This is a genomic window from Halorubrum amylolyticum (assembly GCF_004114995.1).
GTDB lineage: Archaea > Halobacteriota > Halobacteria > Halobacteriales > Haloferacaceae > Halorubrum > Halorubrum amylolyticum.
In genome coordinates this window covers 1-23,296 of the sequence record NZ_SDJP01000012.1, presented here as the reverse complement: position 1 = coordinate 23,296, position 23,296 = coordinate 1, and the positions used below count along the sequence as shown (strand labels likewise).

At 69.7% G+C, this 23,296-nt stretch carries 21 protein-coding genes; 8 read left to right on the top strand and 13 right to left on the bottom strand.

Features of this window, described 5'->3' with window-relative positions; translation table 11 throughout:
* Window positions 1–25: 25 nt before the first annotated feature.
* Window positions 26–343, bottom strand: coding sequence for a DUF7510 family protein (locus tag ESO89_RS09900; RefSeq protein WP_128905357.1), 318 nt, complete (start codon window positions 341–343; stop codon window positions 26–28).
* Between the two features lie 175 nt (window positions 344–518).
* Here ESO89_RS09900 and ESO89_RS09895 point away from each other — a divergent pair, with 175 nt between their 5' ends.
* From ESO89_RS09895 to ESO89_RS09885, 3 genes are read left to right on the top strand one after another with little or no spacing between them, the layout of a single operon-like run.
* A complete protein-coding gene (locus tag ESO89_RS09895) occupies window positions 519–1,793 on the top strand; it encodes a Single-stranded DNA binding protein (RefSeq protein ID WP_128905356.1) in 1,275 nt (424 codons plus the stop codon).
* Entirely contained in the window at window positions 1,790–3,406 is a 1,617-nt protein-coding gene (locus tag ESO89_RS09890) for a hypothetical protein (protein ID WP_128905355.1), read from the top strand. Before ESO89_RS09895 ends, ESO89_RS09890 begins: the two co-directional genes overlap by 4 nt.
* Window positions 3,406–4,182, top strand: a complete 777-nt coding sequence (locus ESO89_RS09885; RefSeq protein ID WP_128905354.1) for a metallophosphoesterase — start codon at window positions 3,406–3,408, stop codon at window positions 4,180–4,182. Before ESO89_RS09890 ends, ESO89_RS09885 begins: the two co-directional genes overlap by 1 nt.
* A gap of 28 nt (window positions 4,183–4,210) precedes the next feature.
* On the opposite strand, the gene ESO89_RS09880 is transcribed toward ESO89_RS09885, so the two are convergent.
* The 6 genes from ESO89_RS09880 to ESO89_RS09855 all read right to left on the bottom strand — a co-directional run bounded on the left by ESO89_RS09880 (window position 4,211) and on the right by ESO89_RS09855 (window position 12,119).
* On the bottom strand, window positions 4,211–4,681 hold the full coding sequence (locus ESO89_RS09880) for a Zn-ribbon domain-containing OB-fold protein (protein ID WP_128905353.1): 471 nt from the start codon (window positions 4,679–4,681) through the stop codon (window positions 4,211–4,213).
* The gene (locus ESO89_RS09875; RefSeq protein ID WP_128905352.1) at window positions 4,678–5,838 is read right to left on the bottom strand and encodes a thiolase family protein; all 1,161 of its coding nucleotides are present in this window, start codon (window positions 5,836–5,838) and stop codon (window positions 4,678–4,680) included. The genes ESO89_RS09880 and ESO89_RS09875 overlap by 4 nt, the downstream gene beginning before the upstream one ends.
* 79 nt (window positions 5,839–5,917) lie before the next feature.
* Window positions 5,918–8,284, bottom strand: a complete 2,367-nt coding sequence (gene mutL / locus ESO89_RS09870) for a DNA mismatch repair endonuclease MutL (protein ID WP_128905351.1) — start codon at window positions 8,282–8,284, stop codon at window positions 5,918–5,920.
* Between the two features lie 487 nt (window positions 8,285–8,771).
* The gene (locus tag ESO89_RS09865) at window positions 8,772–9,839 is read right to left on the bottom strand and encodes a sugar ABC transporter permease (protein WP_128905350.1); all 1,068 of its coding nucleotides are present in this window, start codon (window positions 9,837–9,839) and stop codon (window positions 8,772–8,774) included.
* Window positions 9,836–10,831 carry a carbohydrate ABC transporter permease gene (locus tag ESO89_RS09860; RefSeq protein ID WP_128905349.1) on the bottom strand — a complete coding sequence of 332 codons (996 nt, stop codon included), beginning with the start codon at window positions 10,829–10,831 and terminating at the stop codon, window positions 9,836–9,838. The genes ESO89_RS09865 and ESO89_RS09860 overlap by 4 nt, the downstream gene beginning before the upstream one ends.
* Window positions 10,832–10,847: 16 nt before the next feature.
* Window positions 10,848–12,119, bottom strand: a complete 1,272-nt coding sequence (locus ESO89_RS09855) for an extracellular solute-binding protein (protein WP_128905408.1) — start codon at window positions 12,117–12,119, stop codon at window positions 10,848–10,850.
* A 207-nt stretch (window positions 12,120–12,326) separates the two neighbouring features.
* On the opposite strand from ESO89_RS09855, the gene ESO89_RS09850 reads away from it, so the two are divergent.
* On the top strand, window positions 12,327–13,460 hold the full coding sequence (locus tag ESO89_RS09850) for an ABC transporter ATP-binding protein (protein WP_128905348.1): 1,134 nt from the start codon (window positions 12,327–12,329) through the stop codon (window positions 13,458–13,460).
* A 31-nt stretch (window positions 13,461–13,491) separates the two neighbouring features.
* On the opposite strand, the gene ESO89_RS09845 is transcribed toward ESO89_RS09850, so the two are convergent.
* Window positions 13,492–14,223, bottom strand: coding sequence for a DUF5781 family protein (locus ESO89_RS09845; RefSeq protein WP_128905347.1), 732 nt, complete (start codon window positions 14,221–14,223; stop codon window positions 13,492–13,494).
* Between the two features lie 81 nt (window positions 14,224–14,304).
* On the opposite strand from ESO89_RS09845, the gene ESO89_RS09840 reads away from it, so the two are divergent.
* Window positions 14,305–15,336: a WD40/YVTN/BNR-like repeat-containing protein gene (locus ESO89_RS09840; RefSeq protein WP_128905346.1), complete on the top strand. Its 1,032-nt coding sequence runs from the start codon at window positions 14,305–14,307 to the stop codon at window positions 15,334–15,336.
* Between the two features lie 35 nt (window positions 15,337–15,371).
* Here the strand turns inward: ESO89_RS09840 and ESO89_RS09835 are convergent, their stop codons facing one another.
* Together ESO89_RS09835 and ESO89_RS09830 are read right to left on the bottom strand one after the other, a co-directional pair.
* A complete protein-coding gene (locus ESO89_RS09835; protein ID WP_128905345.1) occupies window positions 15,372–16,094 on the bottom strand; it encodes a queuosine precursor transporter in 723 nt (240 codons plus the stop codon).
* The gene (locus tag ESO89_RS09830) at window positions 16,087–16,311 is read right to left on the bottom strand and encodes a ribbon-helix-helix domain-containing protein (RefSeq protein WP_128905344.1); all 225 of its coding nucleotides are present in this window, start codon (window positions 16,309–16,311) and stop codon (window positions 16,087–16,089) included. The genes ESO89_RS09835 and ESO89_RS09830 overlap by 8 nt, the downstream gene beginning before the upstream one ends.
* Before the next feature lie 156 nt (window positions 16,312–16,467).
* Here ESO89_RS09830 and ESO89_RS09825 point away from each other — a divergent pair, with 156 nt between their 5' ends.
* Window positions 16,468–16,737, top strand: coding sequence for a hypothetical protein (locus ESO89_RS09825; protein ID WP_128905343.1), 270 nt, complete (start codon window positions 16,468–16,470; stop codon window positions 16,735–16,737).
* 84 nt (window positions 16,738–16,821) lie between these two features.
* Here the strand turns inward: ESO89_RS09825 and ESO89_RS09820 are convergent, their stop codons facing one another.
* Genes ESO89_RS09820 through ESO89_RS18780 form a run of 3 tightly spaced genes read right to left on the bottom strand, consistent with a single transcriptional unit; the run spans window position 16,822 to window position 21,122 of the window.
* A complete protein-coding gene (locus ESO89_RS09820; RefSeq protein WP_128905342.1) occupies window positions 16,822–19,293 on the bottom strand; it encodes an efflux RND transporter permease subunit in 2,472 nt (823 codons plus the stop codon).
* A 3-nt stretch (window positions 19,294–19,296) separates the two neighbouring features.
* On the bottom strand, window positions 19,297–20,979 hold the full coding sequence (locus ESO89_RS09815; protein WP_241686186.1) for a COG1361 S-layer family protein: 1,683 nt from the start codon (window positions 20,977–20,979) through the stop codon (window positions 19,297–19,299).
* On the bottom strand, window positions 20,976–21,122 hold the full coding sequence (locus ESO89_RS18780; RefSeq protein WP_206731745.1) for a hypothetical protein: 147 nt from the start codon (window positions 21,120–21,122) through the stop codon (window positions 20,976–20,978). The genes ESO89_RS09815 and ESO89_RS18780 overlap by 4 nt, the downstream gene beginning before the upstream one ends.
* 105 nt (window positions 21,123–21,227) lie before the next feature.
* Here ESO89_RS18780 and ESO89_RS09810 point away from each other — a divergent pair, with 105 nt between their 5' ends.
* Together ESO89_RS09810 and ESO89_RS09805 are read left to right on the top strand one after the other, a co-directional pair.
* Complete coding sequence (locus ESO89_RS09810; RefSeq protein WP_128905341.1) at window positions 21,228–21,842, top strand: TetR/AcrR family transcriptional regulator; 615 nt, start codon at window positions 21,228–21,230, stop codon at window positions 21,840–21,842.
* 338 nt (window positions 21,843–22,180) lie between these two features.
* Window positions 22,181–22,771 carry a 50S ribosomal protein L15e gene (locus tag ESO89_RS09805; RefSeq protein ID WP_128905340.1) on the top strand — a complete coding sequence of 197 codons (591 nt, stop codon included), beginning with the start codon at window positions 22,181–22,183 and terminating at the stop codon, window positions 22,769–22,771.
* Window positions 22,772–23,296: the final 525 nt, after the last annotated feature.

The window sequence follows — 23,296 nt, the reverse complement described above, 5'->3', positions numbered from 1 at the left end:
CTCGGTTTCTCGCGTTCGACCGCGACTACTCGTCGCCGCGGTACACGTCGAACTCGGTGGCCGTCTCCGGGTGGGTGACCCGGAACCCGTCCGCGGTCTCGATCACGCCCCGGGTGCTCCCCGACCCGCCGCCGTACGGGCTCTCCTCGCCGTCGATTCCGCTGCCGCCCTGATACGGCGAGGTGTACGACGACTCCGAGACGGGCTCGTCGAAGCCGGCCGGCGGGAGGTAGATCCGCTCGCCGCTCGCGGAGCGAACGACGACGGCGACGTCGCGGGTCCCGGTCACGTCGATGACGGTCCGCTCCCCCGTGACGCGCGCGTCGATGTCGATGTCGTCCATGCCCCACGTTGCGGACGGGGGCGGTTTAGCCCTACCGGCGGTCGAGAGGAGCGGCGTCGCGGAGGGAGTCGGGAGGAGCGACGTCGCGGAGGGAGTCGGGAGGAGCGGCGTCGCGGAGGCGAGATCCGAGAGGGGTGGTGAACCCTTTTGTGCGGTCGCGTCGAAGCCCGACCCGATGGACGTCAACAGCCATGCCGAGGAGCTCGCCTCCGACCTCGGCGTCGACAAAGAGGAGGTCAAAGAGGACCTGCAGAACCTGCTGGAGTACAGCGTCCCGATCGACGAAGCCAAACAGAGCGTCCGCCGGAAGCACGGGGGCGGCGGCGGGGGCTCGACGCCGACGCCCGATTCAGTCGACGTGGGCGAGATCACCACCGACCACGACGGCGTGACGGTCACCGTCCGCGTGCTCACGCAGGGGACGCGGACGATCCGGTACCAGGGCGACGACCTCACGATCCGCGAGGGGGAGATCGCCGACGAGACCGGCGTCATCTCCTACACCGCGTGGCAGGACTTCGGGTTCGAGCCGGGCGACTCGTTGACGATCGGCAACGCCGGCGTCCGCGAGTGGGAGGGCGAGCCGGAGCTCAACCTCAACGACTCCACTACCGTCGCCATCGCCGACGAGGAGGTCGAGGTCGATCGGGAGGTCGGCGGCGACCGCAGCCTCGTCGACATCGACGCGGGCGACCGCGGCCGCAACGTCGAGGTCTGCGTGCTGGAGGTCGACGAGAAGACGATCTCCGGCCGGGACGGCGAGACGGAGATCCTGGAGGGCGTCGTCGGCGACGCCACCGCGAAGCTCCCCTTCACCGACTGGCAGCCCCGCTCCGAGCTGAAACCGGGCGCCGACCTCCGGATCGAAGACGTGTACGTCCGGGAGTTCCGCGGCGTGCCGTCGATTAACCTCACCGAGTTCTCGACGGTGACGCCGCTTCCGGACCCCGTCGAGGTCGCCGAGGACGCGCCCCGGCTGTCGATCGCCGAGGCGGTCGCCTCCGGCGGGATGTTCGACGTGGAGGTCGTCGGCAACGTCCTCGAGATCCGGGACGGCTCCGGGCTCATCGAGCGCTGTCCGGAGTGCGGCCGCGTCGTCCAGAACGGCCAGTGCCGGAGCCACGGCGACGTGGACGGCGAGGACGACCTCCGCGTGAAGGCGATCGTCGACGACGGCACCGACACCGTCACCGTCGTCCTCGACGACGAACTGACCGCCGAGGTGTACGGGGGCGACCTCGACGACGCCCTCGACGCCGCGAAGGACGCCATGGACAAGGAGGTCGTCGCCGACGACATCGCCGACTCCCTCGTCGGACGCGCCTACCGCGTCCGCGGAAACCTCTCGGTCGACGACTACGGCGCCAACCTCGACGCGGTCGAGTTCGAACTCGCCGCGGACGACCCGGCCGAGCACGCCCGCGCCGCGCTCGCGGAGGTGGGCGAATGAGCGACGACGGACCGGGCGCCCGCGAGGTCGCCCACCGAGTGTTCGCCACCGAGTTCGACGACGCCTCCCTCTCGTACTCCGAGAGCGACGAGGAGCGCGCCCCGAACTACGTGGTCACGCCGACCGGCGCGCGCGTGAACCGGCTGTTCGTCGCGGGCGTGCTCACCGAGGTCGAGCGCGTGAACGACGAGACGCGCCGCGGGCGGGTCGTCGACCCCTCCGGCGCGTTCGTCACCTACGCCGGCCAGTACCAGCCCGAGGCGCAGACGTTCCTCGAACGCGCCGAGCCGCCGGCGTTCGTCGCGCTCACGGGCAAGGCGCGCACCTTCCAGCCGGAGGACTCCGACCGGGTGTTCACTTCGGTCCGCCCCGAGAGCCTCAACGCGGTCGACGCCGACACCCGCGACCGGTGGGTCGTCTCCGCCGCGGAAGCCACCTTCGACCGGCTCGCCGTCTTCGCGACGGCCCTCGACTCCGATCTCCGCGGCGAGGAACTCCGCGCTGCCCTCGAATCGGGCGGCGCGCCCGCGTCGCTGGCGGCGGGAATCCCCAAGGCGATCGCCCACTACGACACCTCGACCGCCTACGTCGAGGCGCTCCGCCGGCTCGCAGTCGACGCCTTAGAGCTGATCGCCGGCGACCGCGACGGGGTGCGTGCTCTCGACATCGCGCCAGACGCGGGCGGCGAGGCCGCGATCGGCTCGCTCCCGGAGACGGACGTGACGATCGAGGCGCCGCCGGAGCCGGTCGGCGACGAGGCGACGGCAGAATCGGGGTCCGAATCGGCCGCGCCCGAGTCGGACGAACCCGATTCCGAGTCGGAGTCCATATCGGAACCCGAATCTGCGGTACCAGACGAGGGGACGGCCGAGACGACCGAGGCGGCCGAGACGGCCGAGACGACCGAACCCGAATCGGCTGATGCCGACGCGATCGGTTCTGCGTCTACCGATGCCGCCCCTGTCGAATCCGGACCGTCCGGCTCCGAGTCCGATGAGGAGAGCGGCGGGCTCGGCGACTTCGACGCCGGGGCGGACGACGCCGAAGCTGACGAATCCGGAATCGACGACGCCGACCCCGACTCCGACGAGCCGTCGCCCGACCCCGACTCCGATGAGATGTATCAGCTCGACGAGGAGGAGCGGGAGGAGATCGAGTCGGAGTTCGGCACCGACTTCTCGACCGGGACCGAGGTCGACGAGCCCGGCGAGGCCGACATCGACGTGCCCGACCCCGAGGAGATAGCGGAGCCTTCGGCCGGAGAGGGCGCCTCGGCGTCCGCCGAGGCCGATGCGCCCGCTGACGGGGGCGCCGACGCGACCGCGGCGGAACCGGACGCCGAGGAGGCTGCCGCCACCGGTCCGGAACCGGAGAGCGCCGAGCCGGCGGACGGCGAAGCGAGCGAGCCGGCCGAGGATATCAACCTCGAAGCCGCCGTCATCGATGCCATGGACGCCCTCGACGACGGCGACGGCGCCGGGCGCGAGGCGGTCGTCGAAGCGGTCGTCGACGATCACGGCGTCGCCGCCGACGCGGTCGAGGACGCGATCCAGGACGCGCTGATGGGCGGGAAGTGCTACGAGCCCGGCGACGGCGTGCTCAAGCCAATCTGATGGGCTCCGGCGCGTCGCCCGCCGTCGAGCCGGTGGTGGACGAACCGGCGGCCGTGGCCGACCTCGGGAGTGAGCGCGCGTTGCTGGTCGCCGACGTGCACGCCGGCATCGAGGTCGGGCTCCGCTACGAGCGCGGCGTCGAACTCGACAGCCGCGCCGACGAGCGTCGCGAGCGGCTCTGCGCACTCATCGCCGAGACCGACGCCGACCGGTTGGTGGTTCTCGGCGACCTCGCGCACCGCATCGCGGCGCCGGACGGCGACGAGCGCGAGGAGCTGGAGACGCTGATCCGGGCGGTGACCGACCGCGTCCCGATGACGCTCGTCGAGGGGAACCACGACGGGGGGGTCGCCGAGGCGTTCGTCGACGATCTGGACGTGATCGGGGCCGGCGGCGGCGTGCTCGGAGGTAACGTCGGCGTCCTCCACGGCCACACGTGGCCGAACCCGGAGCTGCTCGACGCCGACGTGATCTGCATGGGCCACGAGCACCCGCAGGTCAGGCTGGAGGACGCGGTCGGCGGCTCGCGGGTCGAGCGCGCGTGGCTGCGCGGGGCGCTCGATCCGGGGGCGTTCGTGGAGGAGGACGGAGGCGAGCGCGATCGCTCCGACCCGCCCGAACTCGTCGTCTTCCCCGCGTTCAACGAGCGTTCCGGCGGGACGTGGGTCAACGTCGACGGCCAGTCGTTCCTCGCGCCGTTCCTCCCCGAGGCGCTGCCGTCCGGCGACGCGTACCTGCTGGACGGGACGCGGCTCGGGGACTACCGACGGGTGTGAACCGACGACAACGGAAAAACTCGCGCGGCTACTCCTCGACCGGCCGGAACCGGAATCCGTCCCACTCCTGGCTCTCGGGCTCGCGGATCCCGGCGCCCGGCTCGCGGAGTTCGCCGGCGTAGACGGGCTCGACGCGGTCGCCGATGTCGACGTCGAACGTCTCCCCGAAGCCGTCCTCGCGCTCCGCGATCTGTCCGAGCGCGCGGACCGCGGGGCCGTCGTACTCGTCGCCCATGTCGAACTCGACGATGGCGAGGGTATTCGGCTCGCGGACGCCCGGCGGCGTCGCCGTCGAGGTCGTCCATGTGAGGACGCGCCCCTCGAACTCCCGAAGGTCGACCGTGCCGACGCGCTCGACGCCGTTCGGACTCACGGTGTGGGGCGGGTACGTGACGGCACCGTCCGCGTACTCGGCGGCCTCGAAGGTCGGCTCGGCGCTGTCTCTCTGATCGTCGCTTCCGGTCGCGCTGTCGGTGTCGGTCGCTTCGTTGTCGCTCATTGGTTGCCCTCCAGAATGGTCGTGGTCACGCAGTTCCCGAACCCGCCGACGTTGCAGGCGAGCCCCGTGTCGGCCTCGACCTGCCGAGGGCCGGCGTTTCCGGTGACCTGCTCGAATATCTCGTACACCTGTGCGACCCCGCTCGCGCCGAGGGGGTGTCCCTTCGACTTGAGCCCGCCGGAGGTGTTGATCGGGAGGTCGCCGTCGCGGTCGGTGACGCCCTCCTCGACCGCCTTCCAGCCCTCGCCCTTCTCGAAGAAGCCGAGGTCCTCGCTCTGGAGGAACTCGAGGATGGTGAACATGTCGTGGAGTTCCGCCATGTCGACGTCGTCCGGACCGATCCCGGCCATCTCGTAGGCGATGTCGGAGGAGTCGGCGACCCCGCCCATCGTCGTCGGGTCCGCGCGCTCGTGGACGACGTGGGTGTCGGTCGCGCCGCCGATCCCGCTGATCACGGCGTACTCGTCTTCGGGGACGTACTCCGCGGCGACCGACTCCGGACAGAACACGAGCGCGGCGGAGCCGTCCGTGATCGGACAGAAGTCGTACAGCCGGAGGGGGTCGGCGACGATCGGTGAGTCGAGCACCGTGTCGAGGTCGACCTCCTTCCGGAACTGCGCGTGGGGGTTGTCCACGCCGTTAGCGTGGTTCTTCACCGCCACCTTCCCGAGGCTCTCGCGCGGCGCGTCGTACTCGTCGAGGTAGAGTCGCGCCGTGAGCCCCGCGAAGGAGGGGAGCGTCACGCCCTGTTTGTACTCGACCGGGTGCGTGAGCGACGCGATCACGTCGGTCGCCTCCGCGGTCGTTCGGTGGGTCATCTTCTCGCCGCCGACCAGCATGGTGAGGTCGCTCGCGCCGGAGGCGACCGATTGCCACGCGGCGTACACGCCCGCGCCCCCCGAGGAGGAGGTCTGGTCGATCCGGGCGGTGTAGGCGGGCTGTGCCGCCAGATCGTGGGCGAGCGCGTTCGGGACGCCCGTCTGTCCCTCGAACTCGCCGCTCGCCATGTTCGAGACGTATAGGTGATCGAGGTCGTCGCCGCCGATCCCGGCGTCGTCGAGCGCGGCGGCGCCCGCCTCGGCCAGCAGCTCGCGCACCCAGGCGTCGCGCTGCCCGAACCGGGTCATCGACGCGCCGATGATCGCTACGCGTTCCATACGCGTGGGTCCACGGCGCCCGCCTAAAGGGTACCTCTCTGCGGTCGCCGGGCGGTCGACCGCCCCCTGTCCCTCCCGCTCACTCCGCGCGGCGCCCGGCGTGACCGGGGTAGTCGCGCTCGAACCGCGAGCCGATCTCGTCGCGGTCGAGCCGGATCACGACCGGGCGGCCGTGCGGGCAGGCGTACGGGTTTTCGCAGGCGTCGAGCCGGTCGAGGAGGTCGACGACCGATCCCTCCGTCAGCGAGGTGTTCCCGGTCACGGAGGGGTAACACGCCAGATCCGCGAGCAGCTCGTCGACAACGTCCGTCACCGGCTCGTCGCCCGCGGTCGCGTCGCCGACGAGCGCGGAGAGCACGTCCCGGACGAGCCCCGGGTCGAGCGCGGCGTCGAACACCGCCGGGACCGACTCGACGACCGCCTCTCGCTCGCCCGCGCGCTCGGCGCGGAATCCGGCCGCCGCGAGGTCCTCGACGAACTCCTCGAACAGCGCCGCCTCCCGCGCGGTGAGTTCGATACGGACGGGCTCGGCGAGGGCCTGCGCGTCGGCGCCGTCGGCGAAAGCGGCCTGCAGGCGCTCGTAGTTCACCCGTTCGTCGGCGGCGTGCTGGTCGATCAACACGAGCCCGTCGGGCGCCTCGGCGACGACGTACGTCTCGTGGAGCTGACCGAGCACCCGCAGCGGCGGGAGCGAGTCGTAGGTGCGCTCCGCGCTCGTCGGCTCGCCGTCGAGGGTCCGCTGCGCGGTCGCGGTCGAGCGCGAGTCGGCCGCCGGCGCTCGCCCCTCCTCCGACCCGCCGGGGGTGGGCTCCGTCGCGGTATCGGCGTCGGTTGAGTCGGAGTCGTCGCCCCCGGAACTGTTGAATCGGTCGAGTCCGCCCGCCCGCCCGGTGTCGTTCTCGGTGTCGGCCTCGGCGCTGGCGACCGCTCCAGCGTCGTCGTCCCCCGTCCCCCCCTCACCATCGTCCGGGTCCGACTGCCAGCTCCGCGGCGAGGGACGATCGGTCGCGGAACCGGCGGGATCGGTGGGGCTAGTGGAATCGACGGGATCGGTGGGGCTGGTGGAACCGGCGGAGCCGCCGGAACCGATCGAGTCGGCGGCGCGGTCGGCCGTCGGTTCGTCCGGATCGGCTGCGGTATCTGTGCCCACGTCGCCGACCGCCCACGCCTCCTCGTCCGTTGGATCGAGTTCGGACGCGTCGGCCGCGGAGCCGGCGGTCGAACCGTCGTCTCCGTTCCGGACGCCGCCCTCTCTGTCGCCGTCGCTCCTGTCGCCGAGAGCCGCGCGCTCGTGGTCGGTTCCGGCGCCGCCGACGGCCTCGGTCTCGGGTGTTTCGGGAGCGACCGCCGTCTCGTCCGGTGCAGACTGCCCCCTGGGAGCCGTCGAGCGGATCAGCCCGTGGTCCAGCAGGGCCTCCTCCACGGCGTCTTCGACGGCCTCGCGCACCGCCGGCTCCTCGTCGAACCGGACCTCCAGCTTGCGCGGGTGGACGTTCACGTCGACGTCGCCGGGCGGGACCTCGACGAAGAGCACCGCGAAGGGGTACCGGTCGGGCGCGAGCTGGCCGCCGTACGCGTCGAGGACGGCCTCGCGGAGGGCGCTCGCGGTGACGAACCGACCGTTGACGTAGGTCGCGAGGTACTCGCGGGTCGACCGGGTCGTCTCCGGGTGCGAGACGAGGCCGGTGACGCCGCGGACGGGAGGGTCGGCGGATTCGGCGGTAGCGTCCGATCCGTCCGCTTCGCCCCCGTCCGGTTCCCACTCCACGTCCACCATCGCCGCCGCGACCTCGCGGCCGTAGACGGCCAAGACGGTTGACCGGAGGTCGCCGTTCCCCTCGGTCGCGAACGTCTCCCGCCCGTCGTGCTCCAGCGAGACGGCCACATCGGGATTGGCGAGCGCGTAGCCGGTGACGACCGTGTTGATCCGGTCGAACTCGGTCGCGATCCGCTTGAGGAACTTCTTGCGGGCGGGGGTGTTGTAGAAGAGGTCCTCGACCGCCACGGTCGTCCCCTCGGGACAGCCCGCGGGGCGCACCTCACCGACTTCGCCGCCTTCGACGGTGATCTCCGCGCCCGCGTCGGCGCCGGGCGGGCGGGATCGGACGGTGAGCCGCGAGACCGCGCCGACGGTGTACAGCGCCTCGCCGCGGAAACCGAGGGTGCCGACGCCGCGGTCGAGGTCCTCGATGTCGCCGATCTTCGAGGTGGCGTGTTCCGCGACGGCCGCCTCCAGTTGGTCGGGGGGGATGCCCACGCCGTCGTCGCGGACGCGGACCCCCTCGGTGCCGCCGGCCTCGACCGACACGGACACGCGCGTCGCGCCCGCGTCGAGGCTGTTCTCGATCAGCTCCTTGACGACGCTGGCCGGGCGCTCGACGACCTCGCCGGCCGCGATGCGCTGGACGGTCTGCTCGTCCAACCGCTCGATGTTCGGCGGCTCCATTGCTACCCTCCGGTCGGGCGAGCGCGCACTTGAACCCGTTGTCGCTGACGGTGACGCGAGAGGGAGGATGTGTCGAGAGATGGCACTAATTATAAGTCGAACTGCGGTGGCGCGTGCCGACGAGCGCCCGCAGGGCGCGAGTCGCACGCGCGAGGGAGTCGCGACCGAAGGGAGCGACGAGGCTGGGGAGGTGTGAGGTTGCGGTGCGGTCGGGGTGGGATTCAAAGGGGCAGTCGCGAGGACGAAGCACGCTGCAGCAAGCACCGCAGGGAGCGAACGAAGTGAGCGACCGAGGAGCGCAGCAAAGCGCGCGAGTCCTCGCGGCTGGGGCTTTGGAGGCCTTCACCGGCGAGTCACCGATCACGTATTGGCGAGCGGCTGGGGCTTTGGAGGAGATAACCGCCGATCCGTCGTTAGCGACCTATAAGTCCGAAAAACCGGAAGAACGAGAAACCGAAGATCGAAGGGAAACCGGGTCGATCCCCGCCTATCCCTCCATTCCGCTGAACGACAGCCCGTCTTCGACGGAGCGCTGGGCCGCGAAGTAGACGATCGCGACGGGGAGCGCGAACAGGTTTGCGAACGCCGCGAACCGCGTCCACGGCGTCGAGAACCGGCCCTCGGTCGCGATGTTGTACAGCTCCACCGAGAGCGGGTAGTTCTCGGGGCGCAGCAGCGTCTGCGCGATGATGAACTCGTTCCAGCCGGCGAGCCAGACGAAGATGAGCACGACGGCGAGCCCCGGCTTCGTCAGCGGGAGGATCACCTCCCGGATCGTGTCGAGGAAGCTCGCGCCGTCGACCATCGCCGCCTCCTCGTAGGAGATGGGGATGTTGTCCATGTACGTCTTCAGCAGCCATGTGTTGAACGGGATCGCCGACGCGGCGTAGAACAGCCCGAGGACGAACAGGTTGTTCGTGAGCCCGTAGGTGCTGAACAGCGAGTACAGCGCCACGAGCGTCGCGATCGACAGCCCGGCGCCGATCTGCGTGAACAGCACGTAACCGTAGAGGATGCGCTTGCGTCCCACGAACCGGCGGCGCGAGAAGGCGTACGCGGCCGGGACGATCATTCCGAACCCGGCGACGAGCGTCACGCTGACGATGTAGAGGCTGTTGAACAGCGCGCCGGGGCCGGTCTCGGTGCCGGCCCACCGGAAGCTGACCGGCAGGAGTCCACCTCCCCCGCCGATGACGAGCTGGGGGTACCCCCAGTCGCCGTCGACGAAGAAGAAGTCGGACTCGAAGATCACCCACCGGTACGCGTCGAGGTTGTACGTCGCCGGGTCCGGGACGATCCCGCTCGTGTTGAACAGCCGGGTCCCTTCCGCGAGCGACGCGGTCGTGATCCAGAACAGCGGGAACAGTAACACGAACACCATCGCGAGCCCGAACAGGGTCATCAGGACGCTCTTCGTCACGTCCCACGGGGTGCGCTTCCCGGTGCGAACGTCGTACACCGCCCGCCGGATCATGACGACGAACCGCCGCGGAGCGGTCGCGAACGCGACCAGCTTTGCACGGACCAGCGCCAGGAGGGAGGCGAGCGCGCTCATTCGTCACCCACCCCCTCGGCGAGGCCGCCGTAACGGACGGCGGCGTACATGAACAGCCCGACGAACGCGATGCCGACGATCAGGATTGCGGCCGACAGGCCGAACTGGTTGAACGTGATCGCCTCGCGGTAGCCGTACACGATGATCAGCTCGTTCTGTCGCGACGGCCCGCCCTGATTGAACACCCACGGGATCAGGAACTGCTGGAAGGAGGTCGCGGCCGTGAGGATGGACGCGAACAGCACCGGCCCCTTGATCGCGGGCAGCGTCACGGTGCGGAACCGCTGGAGCGCCCCCGCGCCGTCGACCATCGCGGCCTCGTGGAGCGATCGGGGCACGTCCTGTAACGCGCTCACGATGATGATCACCATGAACGGGTACGCCAGCCACACCTCGGTGGTGACGTACGCGAAGAACGCCTCCCAGCGCCCGCTGAGGAAGCCGATCGGCACGTCGAAGAGCAGGGCTGGGGGCGCCGACAGCGACGACATGAACTCGTTGTACCGCCCCAAGACCGTGTTGAACACGCCGTAGCGCGCGTCGCTGAACATGCCGCGCCAGACGGTGATCGTGAAGATGCCCGGGAACCCGAGCGGGACGATCACCGCCGCGCGCATGTACCGCTTGCCGGCGACGCGCACGTGGTTCAACAGGAGGGCGATCCCCACCGCCAGGAAGACCTTGAGCACGAGCGAGACGGCGACGAACAGCCACGTCGTCGTCATCGACGTCCAGAACTGCGAGTCGTAGATTAGCTGGACGTAGTTGTCCAGCCCGATCAGCTCGGCGCCGCCCCCGATCACCGACCCGGCGAACGTCGCGTCGGTGAGCGAGATGTAGAAGAGGTAGAAGATCGGGTACAGCATGAAACTGGAGAAGAGGAGCACGCCGGGGGCGACGAGCAGGAGCCCCCAGTCGCGGTTGGAGAAGGGCAGCGCTGCGCGGAGGCGCGACAGCCCGCTGACGTCGGTGCCGATTTGCGAAGAGGCCATGGCTCCGAGTCGGTGCCTACAGCGCCTCCCGGATCTCGGAGGCGGCCTGGTCGAGCGCGGCGTCGCTCTCCTGATCGCCGTTGAAGACGCGCTCCAACGCGTCCTCCACGGGCGTCCAGACGCTGTCCATGTCCGGGTGGCTCGGCATCGGGACGCCGTGTTCCACCTGCTGGGCGAACGCCTGAACCTCGTCCGCGACGTCGCCGCTTTCGACGACCTCGCCGAGGACCGGGATGTACCCCTGCGACTCGGCGTTGCTCCGGATGATCTCCGGGTTCGTGGTGTACCACTCGGCGAGCCCGGTCGCGGCGTCGACCGTCGACTGGTCCGCGTCGGCCAGCATCGCGCTGAAATAGAACAGCTGGACACCGGAGTACGACCGCGGGTTGTTGCCGTCGACGGTCGGCAGCGTCGTGACGCCGAGGTCGTCGACCTCGCTCTGGAGGTTGCCGAGCTCCCACGGGCCGTTGATCGCGAACGGCGCGAGCCCGTCCGCGAACGCGACGATCTGCGACTCGTAGCCCGGATCGGCGGGCATGTACTCGTAGAGGGTTTCGAGCGCGTCCATCCCCCGTTTACAGGCGTCGCTGTCGACGGTGACCTCCAGGTTCTCCTCGTCGAAGAGGTCGCCGCCGTACGCCTGAATGAAGCCGCTCGCCTGATACGGGTCGATACCCGGGAAGGAGAGGCCGTACTGGCCGTTGTCGGGATCGTGGTGCTCCTCCATGATCGAGACCATCTCCGCCAGCGTCTCCGGCGGCTCCTCGACCATGTCCGCGTTGTAGTACAGCGCGGCGGTCTCGGACGCGAACGGCAGCCCGTAGAGCCCGCCGTCGAACTGCGCCGCCTGCTGGGCGGTCTCGGTGTAGTCGTCGAGCGAGACGTCGACGTCGTCGCGCGCGTCGTACAGGAACGGCGGGTCCTCGCGGACCGCGAACCGGCCCACCCAGTCGTGCGCCCAGATCCACGAGTCAGGACCGTCGCCGGCCGGGATCGCCGTTTCGAGCTGTTGGTCGAGCTCGCCGCCGGGCGCCTCCTTGTCGATGGCGTAGCCCGTCTCCTCCTCGAAGTCGGCGATGTACGCGTCGACGTCCTCGTCCTCGGCGTCGGTGAGGTCGGCCCACACCATCGCACTGCCCGCGGCTCCGCCGTCGGAGCCGCCGGACCCGTCGGAGCCGTTCGACCCGTCAGAGCCCCCTGCCCCGTCGGAGCCGCCAGAGTCGTCCGAGCCGTCTCCGCCGGTGCTGACACACCCCGCCAGCGCCGCGATCGCGGTCGATCCGCCCATCGTCTTGAGTACCCGTCGACGTGTCGCGTCCATGGTTGGTAACAATTGATGAATTATATTTTCACACGTTTAGTATTTGGGATGCACACCGCTGTTCGTTATATATTATATGTGAAACTTCGTGAAACAGGTATGAATACATATTTCGTCACAGTTTGGAAAAATGAGGAAGGATTATTAGTCCCGGTGTCCGAGTTGCGTCAACGAATGGCGGACGTCACGCTCGACACGCTCCGGAAGGAGTTCGACAGGGGGACCATCGTCGCCGTCGACGACATCGATCTGGAGATCGAGGACGGTGAGTTCGTGACCGTCGTCGGCCCCTCTGGGTGCGGGAAGACGACCACGCTCCGAATGGTCGCGGGACTGGAAGAGCCCACGTCGGGCGCCGTTCGGTTCGACGGCGAGGACGTCACCGAGGTCCACGCGAAGGAGCGCCCGGTCGCGATGGTGTTCCAGAACTACGCGCTGTACCCCCACAAGACGGTGCTTGGGAACATGGCGTTCGGGCTCAAGATGAGCACCGATATGACCGCGGAAGAGCGACGCGAGCGCGTGACCGAGATGGCCGAGATGATGGGGATCGAAGACTTACTCGACGACAAGCCGGACGAGCTCTCCGGCGGACAGAAACAGCGCGTCGCCCTCGGACGGGCCATCGCCCGCGAGCCCGAGGTGTTCCTGTTCGACGAGCCGCTCTCGAACCTCGACGCCAAGCTCCGCACCGAGATGCGCGCGGAGATCCAGAAGCTCCAGAAGGAGTTCGGCGTCACCGCGATGTACGTCACCCACGATCAGGAGGAGGCGATGACGATGGGCGACCGCCTCGCGATACTGAACGACGGGACGCTCCAGCAGGTCGGGAAGCCGACCGAGGTGTACGAGAACCCGGTCAACGAGTTCGTCGCCGGCTTCATCGGCTCGCCCTCGATGAACTTCATCGACGTTGCGGTCGAGACCGACGGCTCGTCGGCGACGATCCGCGGCGACGACGCCGGACTCGCGTTCGAGCTCAGCGACGAGTACGTCGCCGGTCACGAGCTGGAGAACGCTCCCTACACGCTCGGTATCCGCCCCGAGAACATTCGGATCGTGGAGGACCCGACCGGCGACGAGACGCTCACCTCGACCGTCGAGGTCGTCGAACCGATCGGCTCCGACAACTACGTCCACCTCGCGATCACCGAGGAGTTCCTCGCGCGGTCGCCCCCGGACGTCCTGCCCGAGGCCGGCGACGAGGTCGGGGTGGTGTTCGAGGAGGCGGACATTCACCTGTTCGACGCCGAGACCGGCGAGGACGTGTTCCTGACCGAGGAGGAGATCGCGGCCGCGGTGGCCTGATCGGCCGTCGGGGATTCGGTAATCGCGTTTTTCACACGGCGTACGCGCGGGCGGCCGCGACGAGCGCCTTCCGGTAGTCGCTCTCGGAGGGGTCGGGGCCGAGTTCGAGGAACCGGCGCTTGAACGCGTCGACGTCGACGGCGTCGGTGTCGCTGCCGGCCGCGCGCGCGAGGTCGTAGATGCGGTGGTCCGGGCCGGCGATGTCGTGGCGTTCGACCAAGGCGAGCGCGAACGCGGCGTTGACCGCGGTGATCTCCGGGTCCGCGCCGCCCGTGACCGGCGGGGTGCCGTCCCGGGAAACCGCGGGGCGGTCGGCGACCGCGGCGGCGAGGGTCGATTCGAGGAAGCCGAGGAGCTTGTCCGCGGGCGCGACCGAGAGCGTGATGTCGTCGGCGTAGATGTCCTTCATGTGGTTTGCGATCTGGTAACAGTGAGCGAGCTTGCGGCGCTCCACCTGCTCGCCGGCGAGCCCCAGATACAGGGCCTCCTCCGTCGACTGGACGTGAGACGCGTGGCCCTCCTCGTGGCGGGCCATGTGCGAGAGCTCGTGGACGGCCAGCTCGCGGGCCATCGCGCTGGTGGCGGCGCGCTTCGAGACGTTCAGGACGTGGTGGCCGTCGTAGTGGCCGGCCCACGTCCGCTCGTCGGGGTCTTCGCGCACCTTCACGCGGACCGGTGCGTCGATTGAGCACTCGGTCTCGAACAGGTCGGCGGCGCCGAGAAACGGGTCGGGGGGGACATCCCCCTGCACGCGGAGATCCATGCGTACAGTTCGCACGGGAGCGGCGGGTAAGTCTCTTGCGCCCGTCGAAGGCTTTTGCCGCCGGGCGTCGAACGCCGGGCCATGGACACGCGCGTCTACGCGGCCTACGACGACGGGCTCCGGATCGTCGACCCGGAGACGGGATCGGTCTCGCTCCGGCTGGCGGACCGCGCGGTCGAGTGCCTCTCGGTCGTTTCGGGCGGCGAGGACTCCGCCTCCGGGGACCCTGCCGACGCCCGAGTGCTCGCCGGGACGTTCGACTCGGGGCTGTTCCGCTCGACCGACGGCGGGGAGTCCTTCGAGCGCGTCGCCGCCGAGACGCTCGGTCCCGACGGCTCCGGGCCGGAGGCGGTCACCGCGGTCGCGACGAGTCCCCACGACTCCGCCGTCGTCTGGGTCGGTACGGAGCCCTCGCGGGTGTACCGGTCGACGGACGGCGGGCGCACCGTCGAGCGAATCGGCGGCCTGAACGACGTTCCTTCGGCGTCCGAGTGGTCGTTCCCGCCCCGGCCCGACACCCACCACGTCCGGTGGATCGAGCCGTGTCCGGCCGACCCGGACCGGTGGTTCGTGGGCGTGGAGGCCGGCGCGCTGGTCGTCACGCCCGACGGGGGCGAGACGTGGACGGACCGGCCCGAGGGCTCTCGGCGCGACAACCACGCGCTCGCGACGCACCCGGACGCGCCGGACCGGGTGTACGCGGCCGCGGGCGACGGATTCGCCGAGAGCGACGACCGGGGCGACTCGTGGCGCGTCGTCGACCGCGGGCTCGATCACGGGTACGTCTGGGGGCTCGCGGTCGACCCCGGCGACCCGGAGACGGCGCTCGTGAGCGCGGCCTCGGGGGCGAGAGCGGCGCACCGCCGCGGCGAGGCGTCCCTCTATCGGCGGTCGGCGTTCGACTCCGGGTTCCGCTTCGAACGGCTCGACGACCGCGGAATCCCCACCGGCGAGGGGACCTACCGGGCGGTCCTCGCGAGCAGACGGACGGACGGGACGATCTGGGCTGTGCACGACGAGGGGCTCTACCGGACCCGCGACGCCGGCGGGTCGTTCGAGCGGGTTCCCGCGGACCTCCCGGCGTCGCCCGCGCGAGCGCTCGCGGTCGATTGAGAAAGCGAGCGAACGTCGACGCGCCCCGACCCGGGCTACTCCCGAACGGCGCCGACGACGAGGTAGACGATCGGGGTGTCGAGGAGAGCGATCGCGAGCTTGAGGATGTACTGGCCGAGTCCGAGCGCGAGGAGGACGCCCGGCTGGAGGGGGTCCCCGCCGCCGAGGAGGAGCGGCGCGGCGTAGAACGCGACGCCGACGAAGATCGCGGTGTCGATGGCCTGACTGCTGGCTGTCGACGCGAGGTTGCGCAGCCACAGCATGCCGCGGCCGGTGCGCTCGCGGATCGCGTGGAAGACGAACACGTCCCAGTTCTGGCTCACGACGTACGCGAGCAGACTCCCGGCGACGACGTTGGCCGCGGGGCCGAGGGCGGTGTCGAACGCGGCGGCGATCTCGGGGTCGACGCCGGGCGCGGCGAGGGTGGACCAGACCAACGCGAGCACGACGAAGTTCGCGGCGAACGCGACGTTGACGACCACCTGCGTGGCGCGGCGACCGTACAGCTCGGCGTAGCAGTCGGACGCGAGGAACGTCAGGGCGTACGCGAGCGCGGCGCCCGGCAGCGTGATCTCGGGACCGACGACCGGGAGCGCGAACGGGAGCGGTAAGGCGATCACCTTCGCGGCGGTGAGCTGTGCGGTGGCCAAGGCGACGACGAACAGCGTGATCAGGCCGACCGCGGCCACCGCGGTGCGGTCCAGCGGGTCGGCCGCGAACGGGCCGTCGCCCCCCGGCCGCGCCGTCGCCTCACTCATCGTCGCCTCCGGCGGGGTCGGCGGGGTCGGCGGCGCTCTCGGCCGACTCGTCGTCGAGCCGATCGTGGCGCGCGTCGATCTCGTCGAGCACGTCGAGCGTCTTGCGGATCGACGCGCGGACGGCGTCGCTGCGGTTCACGAACTTCCCGTCGTCGCCGACGTGCTCGTCGAGGTCGTCGAGCAGCTCGCCCGGGATCTCGACGCTTATCTTGGGCATACCGAGCCGGTCGACGCCGGACCGACAAGAGCGTTCTTATTCGGATATTCCACGAAGAATATCGAATAGCGACGAGCGCGGCCCGATGCCGACCGTCCGTCTCGAACTGCGACGGATTTATAACTATTTATCATGTAGTATTCGATGGTGGTATGTGTGACCACACCAAACCGCGGGCGGGAGAACGGGTACCGCCGCCGGATCGCGGGCGCGGCCCCCGACGCTGACGCGCTCTACCGGTTCCTGGAGTGTCTCGTCGGCGGCGGCGCCGCGGCGGTCCTCTTCCTGCTCTCGCTGCCGGCGTTGGTCGAGCTGACGAGCCCGCTCCGATCGCTGTCGCCGATGGGGCTCGTGTTCGCCTTCCTGTTCGTCTGGCTGGCGCTCTGGGCGGTCATCGGCACCTCTCGCGAACGAATGAACGGGTGAGAGGGCGGGTCGCCGGGGTCCTCGCCCGGCGTTCGCCGCGAGAACGCCGCGACCGCGTCGGCGCGGGGCGGAGCCCCGGCCGCCTCACTGCGGTCGCGGCGTCCCGATCCCGGGCAACGCGTCGTGGTAGCGCTCCCACAACAACACCGCGGGGGGGAGCGCGATCACGGTGAACGCGAAGGAGTACACCACGCTCAGCGCCATCAGGAGACCGAAGTCCCCGAGGACGGGCGTGATGGCGAGCGCGAGCGCGCCCGTCCCGAGCGAGGTGGTGAGCATGCTCCCGAGCAGGGCGCCGCCCGTCCCAGAGAGCGTGATGATCATCGACTCGTGGGCGTCCGCGCCTGCGTTGAACTCGTCGATGAACCGGTGGGTCGCGTGCACCGAGTAGGCGATTCCGAGCCCGATCGAGATGGAGAGGATCGTCGCGGTCAGCGCGTTCAGCGACATCTCGAGGTACCGCATCGTTCCGAGCAGGAACGCGATCGCGATCAGGATCGGAAAGAGGTTCACGATCCCGAGGAGCGGCTTGCCCTCCAAGACGGCGTACGAGACGACGAGGAACAGGCCCGTCAGTCCCATCGCGAGGATCAGCCCCTGGATCGCGGAGTCGAAGATGATGTCCGTCACCGCGTCGAAGACGACGATCTGGCCGGTGGCGGTGGTCTCGTACCGGAACTCCTCGGCGAACTCCCGAGTGTCGGCCGCGGCCTCGGCCTGCGAGGCCCCGGAGTCGATCGAGTAGTCGATCTGCGCGCTCCGCCGATCCGGCGTGAGGTACTGCTCGGCCCTGTCGCCGGACGACGAGGCGAACAGCGCGTCGTACACGCGGCCGAGGTTGCGGTCGGGTATCCCGTCGCCGTCGACGTCGTTGCGGGCGACCAGCTCGGCGAACTCCGGGTTCTCGTCGGCGTGCGACTGCATCACCGTCACGATGCTGGTCGGCCGTGCGGCCCCGCCGTCGCCGACCGCGAGCGACTCGGGCGGGTCGTCGTTCGGGTCCGCGAGGGCCTCAAGCGCGTGGCCCTCCTCGAAGTTCCCCTCGACGTACAACTTCACCGTTTGGTCCTGATTGGTCGAGAAGCGGTCTTCGAGGAGGTTCAGCGTCTCGGTGACGGTGTACTCGCTCGGCGCGAACGGCTCGGGGAGCCCGGTCACGTAGTCCGGCTGCTCCTCGGGCGGGAGGAAGTCCTCGGTCTCGAAGGAGGTGTCGACGCCGCTGCCGTACGCCGCGGCCATCCCGCCCGTCACGAGCAGCACGACTACGAACGCGATCGGCGCGTACCGGCTGATCTGCGCCGGGAACGTCAGGAGCTTCCCGAGCGCCGAGTCCTCGGAGGAGATCGGGGCCGAGTTGAACTCGGGGACCCCGTACCGCTCTCGCAGCCTGTCGACGACCAGCTTCGCCGCCGGCAGGAACAGCCCGAAGATCAGGAAGGTGAACACGATCCCGATCGCCGAGGCGATCCCCATGTTCCGGATCGGCGTGAGGTCGGATATCACGTTCGCGCCGAATCCGAACACGGTGGTCACGGTGACGATGACGAACGCGATCATCAGCTGGTTGTTCGCCTCGCGCATCGCCTCCGTGGCCTCGTACCCCTCGGCGGTCTCCTCGCGGTAGCGGTTGATGATGTGAATCCCGAAGTCGACCCCGACCGCGAGCAACAGGACGGGGACGGAGATCATCTGCTGGTTGAAGGGGATTCCGGAGAACCCGAGGAACCCGAACGTCCAGATGACGGTCATCAGAAGCGACAACAGCCCGAGCGCGAGGTCGATCGGGTCGCGGTAGGCGACGATCAGAAACAACAGCAGCAACAGCACGACGACGGGCATCACGATGGTGAGCGAGTCGCCGATGACGTTGGCTGTCTCGGCGTTCGTGATGCCGGCCCCGAACGCCGTGATCTCCCCCGGATGGTCCGCCGTGATCGTCCGGATCGTCGTCTGGATCTCCTGGAGGTCGCCGTCGGAGAACCCCGCCGGCACGTCGTGTGTGACGACCGTAATCGACGCCGACGCGCTCGCGCTCGTCGGGTTGAAGTCCGTCGACAGCGGCCTCGTGAATCCGGGGTTCTCGGAGAGGTCACGAACGATCTGCCGGACGCGGGTCTCGCTCGTCGACTCCAAGACGCGCCGCTGTTCGGCCGCGGTGGTCGCCGACGGATCGATCGCCTGTGCGACCACCGTGGCCGGTCCGTTCGTCGAGGCCACCCGGAGGTCGTCTCGCGACTCGACCTCCTCTAAGACCCGGAGATTCCTGACGAGCGCCTCCTTGGTGAGGACGTTGCTCCCCGAGTGGATCACCTGCGTGGACTCGTCGCCGGCCACGAACGGGTCCTCGAACTCCTGGTTGACGGCGTCGAGCGCCTCCTGCTCGTCGAGGCCTTCGGTGAACGAATCGGTGGCCTCGGTGTCCGTGCTGACGAGGCCCATTCCGCCGGTGAACACCACGGTCAAGACGAGGAACGCGACGATGACTCGCCGCGGACTGTCGACGATCGCGTCGTTGAGCCGCCTCGTCCCGGCCTCGATCTGCTCACCGAGCGGCATCGGCTACTGCCGCCTCCGGTACGCGACGAGCCCGCCAGTCCCGACGATCAGGAGCACGACGACGATCAGGGGGAGCGGCAGCCCGCCGCCCTCGGCCTCGACGACGTCGATGGGGACCCGGTAGGTGTCGGTCAAGTGGCTGTCGCCGTCCGCGTCGTCGTACCGGAAGTCGAGCGAGATCGGGTACGTGCTGCCCGGCGTCGCGGAGCCCGTCGTGGTCAGTTCGAGGGTCATGGTCGCGGTCTCGCCGGGATCGAGCGACTGGACGTAGCCGCTGTCGGTGTCGCCGGCGTCGAGCGGGTCGTCGGCGAACAGCCGGGCCTCGACGTCGGTGGCCGTCTCGTCGAGGTTGTTCGTCACGGCCACGTCGACGGTCCGGGTCCCTCCCGACTCGATGGTGCGGTTGGCGACCTCGACGCCGAACCGGTCGCGCTCGGGCGCGACCGACGCGTCGAGCGCGAGCGTCTCGTCGACCCGTCGCTCGCCCTCGTCGTTGCGGTACCCGACCGCCAGGTCCACCGACCGCAGGCCGGCCTCGGCCTCGCCGCCGACGGCCATGGGGATCTCGAAGTCGGTCGACTCACCCGACCCGAGCGAGCCCACCGCGGTCGACCGTTCGATCGGGATCAGGGACGGGTCGTCGCCGGCGTACCGGACGACGACGCTCCGGGCCTCGACCGGGCCGTCGTTGGTCACGGTGCCCGAGACCGCGCCGTCCTCGCCGATGCGCAGGTCGGACTCGATGTCGCTCACGGTGAACGCCTGCTCGCCGAGCGGCGTCACGCCGGCCGCGAGCCCTTCGTCGACCCGCTGGACCCCGTCGGTGGTGTCGAACCGGACGGACCCGCTGACGGCGTACTCCCGCACGGGGGCGTCGGGCGCGAACGTCACCTCGTACGGGAGGGTCGTCGTCTCACCGGGGTCCAGCTCGCCGATCCGCGCGGCGTCGGACGTGCTCTCGCCGAAGCGGAGGCCGGCGCTCGACGACTCCAGCGAGACGACCGCGTCGCGTGCGGCGCTCGCGCCGACGTTCTCGATCTCGGCTTCGAGCGTCCCTCCGTCGCCGACCTGCGCGTCGCTCGTCACGTTGACGATCCGGAAGCGGGCGTCGTCGGTGACCTCGAGTTTGACCTCGCGGGTGACGGTCCGCTCCCGGTCGTTGGTGACGCCGCTCGACTGCTTGTGGGTGTACGAGTACTCCAGCTCTACGTCGAGCTCGTAGGTCCCCTCCTCGACCCCCTCGGGCACCGTCACGGCGATCGGCGTCTCGCCGGGCGCGCTCTCGGTGACGGCGCCGATCGCGACCGTTCTGGTCTCCACGTCGAGGGCGTTGTCGTCCGCCTCGGCCGTCACGCGGACGTTTCGCGCGGTGGTGACGATGTCCCGCGTCTGTGCGGTCCCGAGATCCATGTCCCCGCTGTTCGAGACCTGAAGAGTGACCTCGTTCGTCCGGCCCGGCGTGACCCGCGGCGAAGTCGTGGTCACGCTCAGGTCGGGCGACCCGCGGACGAGTCCTCCGGTCTGCGGTCGCGCGGTCGGGTCGGTCGGCGCCGCGCCGTCGAGGGCCGCGGCCGAGCCGTCCGGGGCGGCGGTCCCGCCGGGCGCCGCGCCCGCGACGAACCCGACGGTCCCGCTCGTTACCAGCAGCGCGGCCGCGATCACGGCGAGGACCCGCGTCCGTCTCACGCCGACCCCCTCCCCGAGGGAACGGGTCGCGCGCCGGCGCTCCCGCGCACCGGCGCGATCCGGGTCGGATCGCGCGCCGCGCCGCAGCACCGCCGCTGTCGATCGGACGGTCCGTCGTCGGACGAATCTCGTGGCCAGTCCATGGGGTCCCTGACGCTCACGAATCAATAAACATTTTGTTTCTGTATTCCGAACCGGCGATCGATGGACGCAAACCGCTCGCCGACCACCGTTTGCTCGCCACACTCATGAGCCGCTTCACCGACCGCGATCGGGAGCGTATTCGAACTCGGCTGATCGAGGCCGGCCGGGAGCTGTTCGAGCAGTTCGGGTTCGATCGCACGCGGATCAGAGATGTCACCGAGGCGGTCGGGATCGGCACGAGCACGTTCTACCAGTTCTTCGACTCGAAGGAGGCGCTGTACGTGGAGGTGCTGCTCGCGGAGCGCGCGGAGCTCGACGAGCGCATCGAGGCGGCTGTCGGGGCGGTCGACACGCCCCGGGAGGAGGTGCGCGCGTTCCTGTCGACGCTGTTCGCGGAGGTTCGGACGAACCCCCTCATCTCGACGCTGATCGTCGACGGGGAGCTGCGCGAGCTGCAGGACCGGATCGCCGCCGTGGAGGACGACGGGAAACCGATCGCCCCGCACGCGCACGACTCTGACCTCCCGTACGCAAGCCGGTGGGCCGAGACCGAGTCGTTCCGGTACGACGACCCCCAACTGATCAACGGCCTGTTCGTCGCCCTCGTCTTCACCGCGCGCGCGAGAAATGCCCCGATCGGCGCGGACAGCGACGCCGCCGCCGAGCGCGTCGAGGACGCGCTGATCGAGACGATCGTCGACGGGCTGTTCACGAACTGAGACGGACCGTCTCCGGCCGGAGCGTCCCCGTCAGGGGCTCGACGGATAGGCCGCCGCGCTCCGTCCCGTCCGCAGGCCATCACCTCGCGCTCCGTCCCGTTTGCAGGCCATCGCTCTGCCTGCCAGCACCCCGCGTGTCATCACTCCGCACGCGAACGCCGTAGCGAAGCGGTTAAGGGCGAACCGCGGGAAGTACGGGCAACTCGCTGGTGCGGACACAGCGGGCACTCGCCGCCGGGACCGGCCGTCGGCGTCGCTATCGACGCCGACGCCGAGCCCCGGGACGAGACGACATGTGGCCGCCTCGCGGCTGAATCGCAACCGTCCGCGGACAACATATGGCACGAAGCTTCTACTCGCACATCAAGGAGGCGTGGCGGTCCCCCAAGGAGGGGAAACTGGCAGAGCTGCAGTGGCAGCGCAAACAGGAGTGGCGCGACGAGGGCGCCATCGAGCGCATCGAGCGTCCCACTCGTCTGGACAAGGCCCGCGAGCTGGGCTACAAGGCGAAGCAGGGCGTCATCGTCGCCCGCGTGAGCGTCCGCAAGGGCGGCTCGCGCAAGCAGCGCCACAAGGCCGGCCGCCGCTCGAAGCGCCAGGGTGTCAACCGGCTCTCGCGCCGCAAGTCGATCCAGCGCATCTCGGAGGAGCGGTCCTCCCGCAAGTACCGGAATCTCCGCGTGCTCAACTCCTACTGGGTCGGCGAGGACGGCTCCCAGAAGTGGCACGAAGTGATTCTGGTGGACCCCGCCCACCCCGCGATCGAGAACGACGACGATCTCGGCTGGATCACGTCCGACGACCACCGCGGGCGCGCCTTCCGCGGGCTCACCTCCGCCGGCACCAAGGGCCGCGGCCAGCGCACGCGCGGCAAGGGGACGGAGAAGACCCGCCCGAGCGTCACCGGCAACGACCGCCAGGGCAAGTAAGCCCGACGCGGTCTCGATCGACTTCTCTCGCTTATCAGTCGCGGAGTGACGACGCCGGCGTCGTCGAAGCGATCCTCGGCTGTCGTGATCGACAACCTGCGGTGAACACCTCTAAAGCCCCAGCCGCTCGGCGATACGTGATCGACAATTCCGCGGTGAACACCTCCAAAGCCCCCGCCGCGACGACTCGCGCGGCTCGCTGCGCTCCTCAGTCGCTCGTTCCACTCGCTCCTTGCGGTGCTTGCGTCGCCGTGCTTCGTCCTCGCGGCTGCCCCTTTGAGTCCACCCGTCCGCACCGCAACCGTCGGAAGACGGTCCTGCTCGCTCACTCCGTTCGCTGCGCGGGCTACGACTTCCGTGCTCTCGCTCGCTCCCTTCGGTCGCTCACGAGACCGCAGCCTCACGCCTCCCCAGCCTCGTCGGTCGCCTTAGTACTCAAGATAACTTTTGGATATTCAAGAAGCGATCAATCCAGTCTTGTGCAAAGCTCACGCGGCGCGTTAACGTCTCGAACGTGCCTCGAAT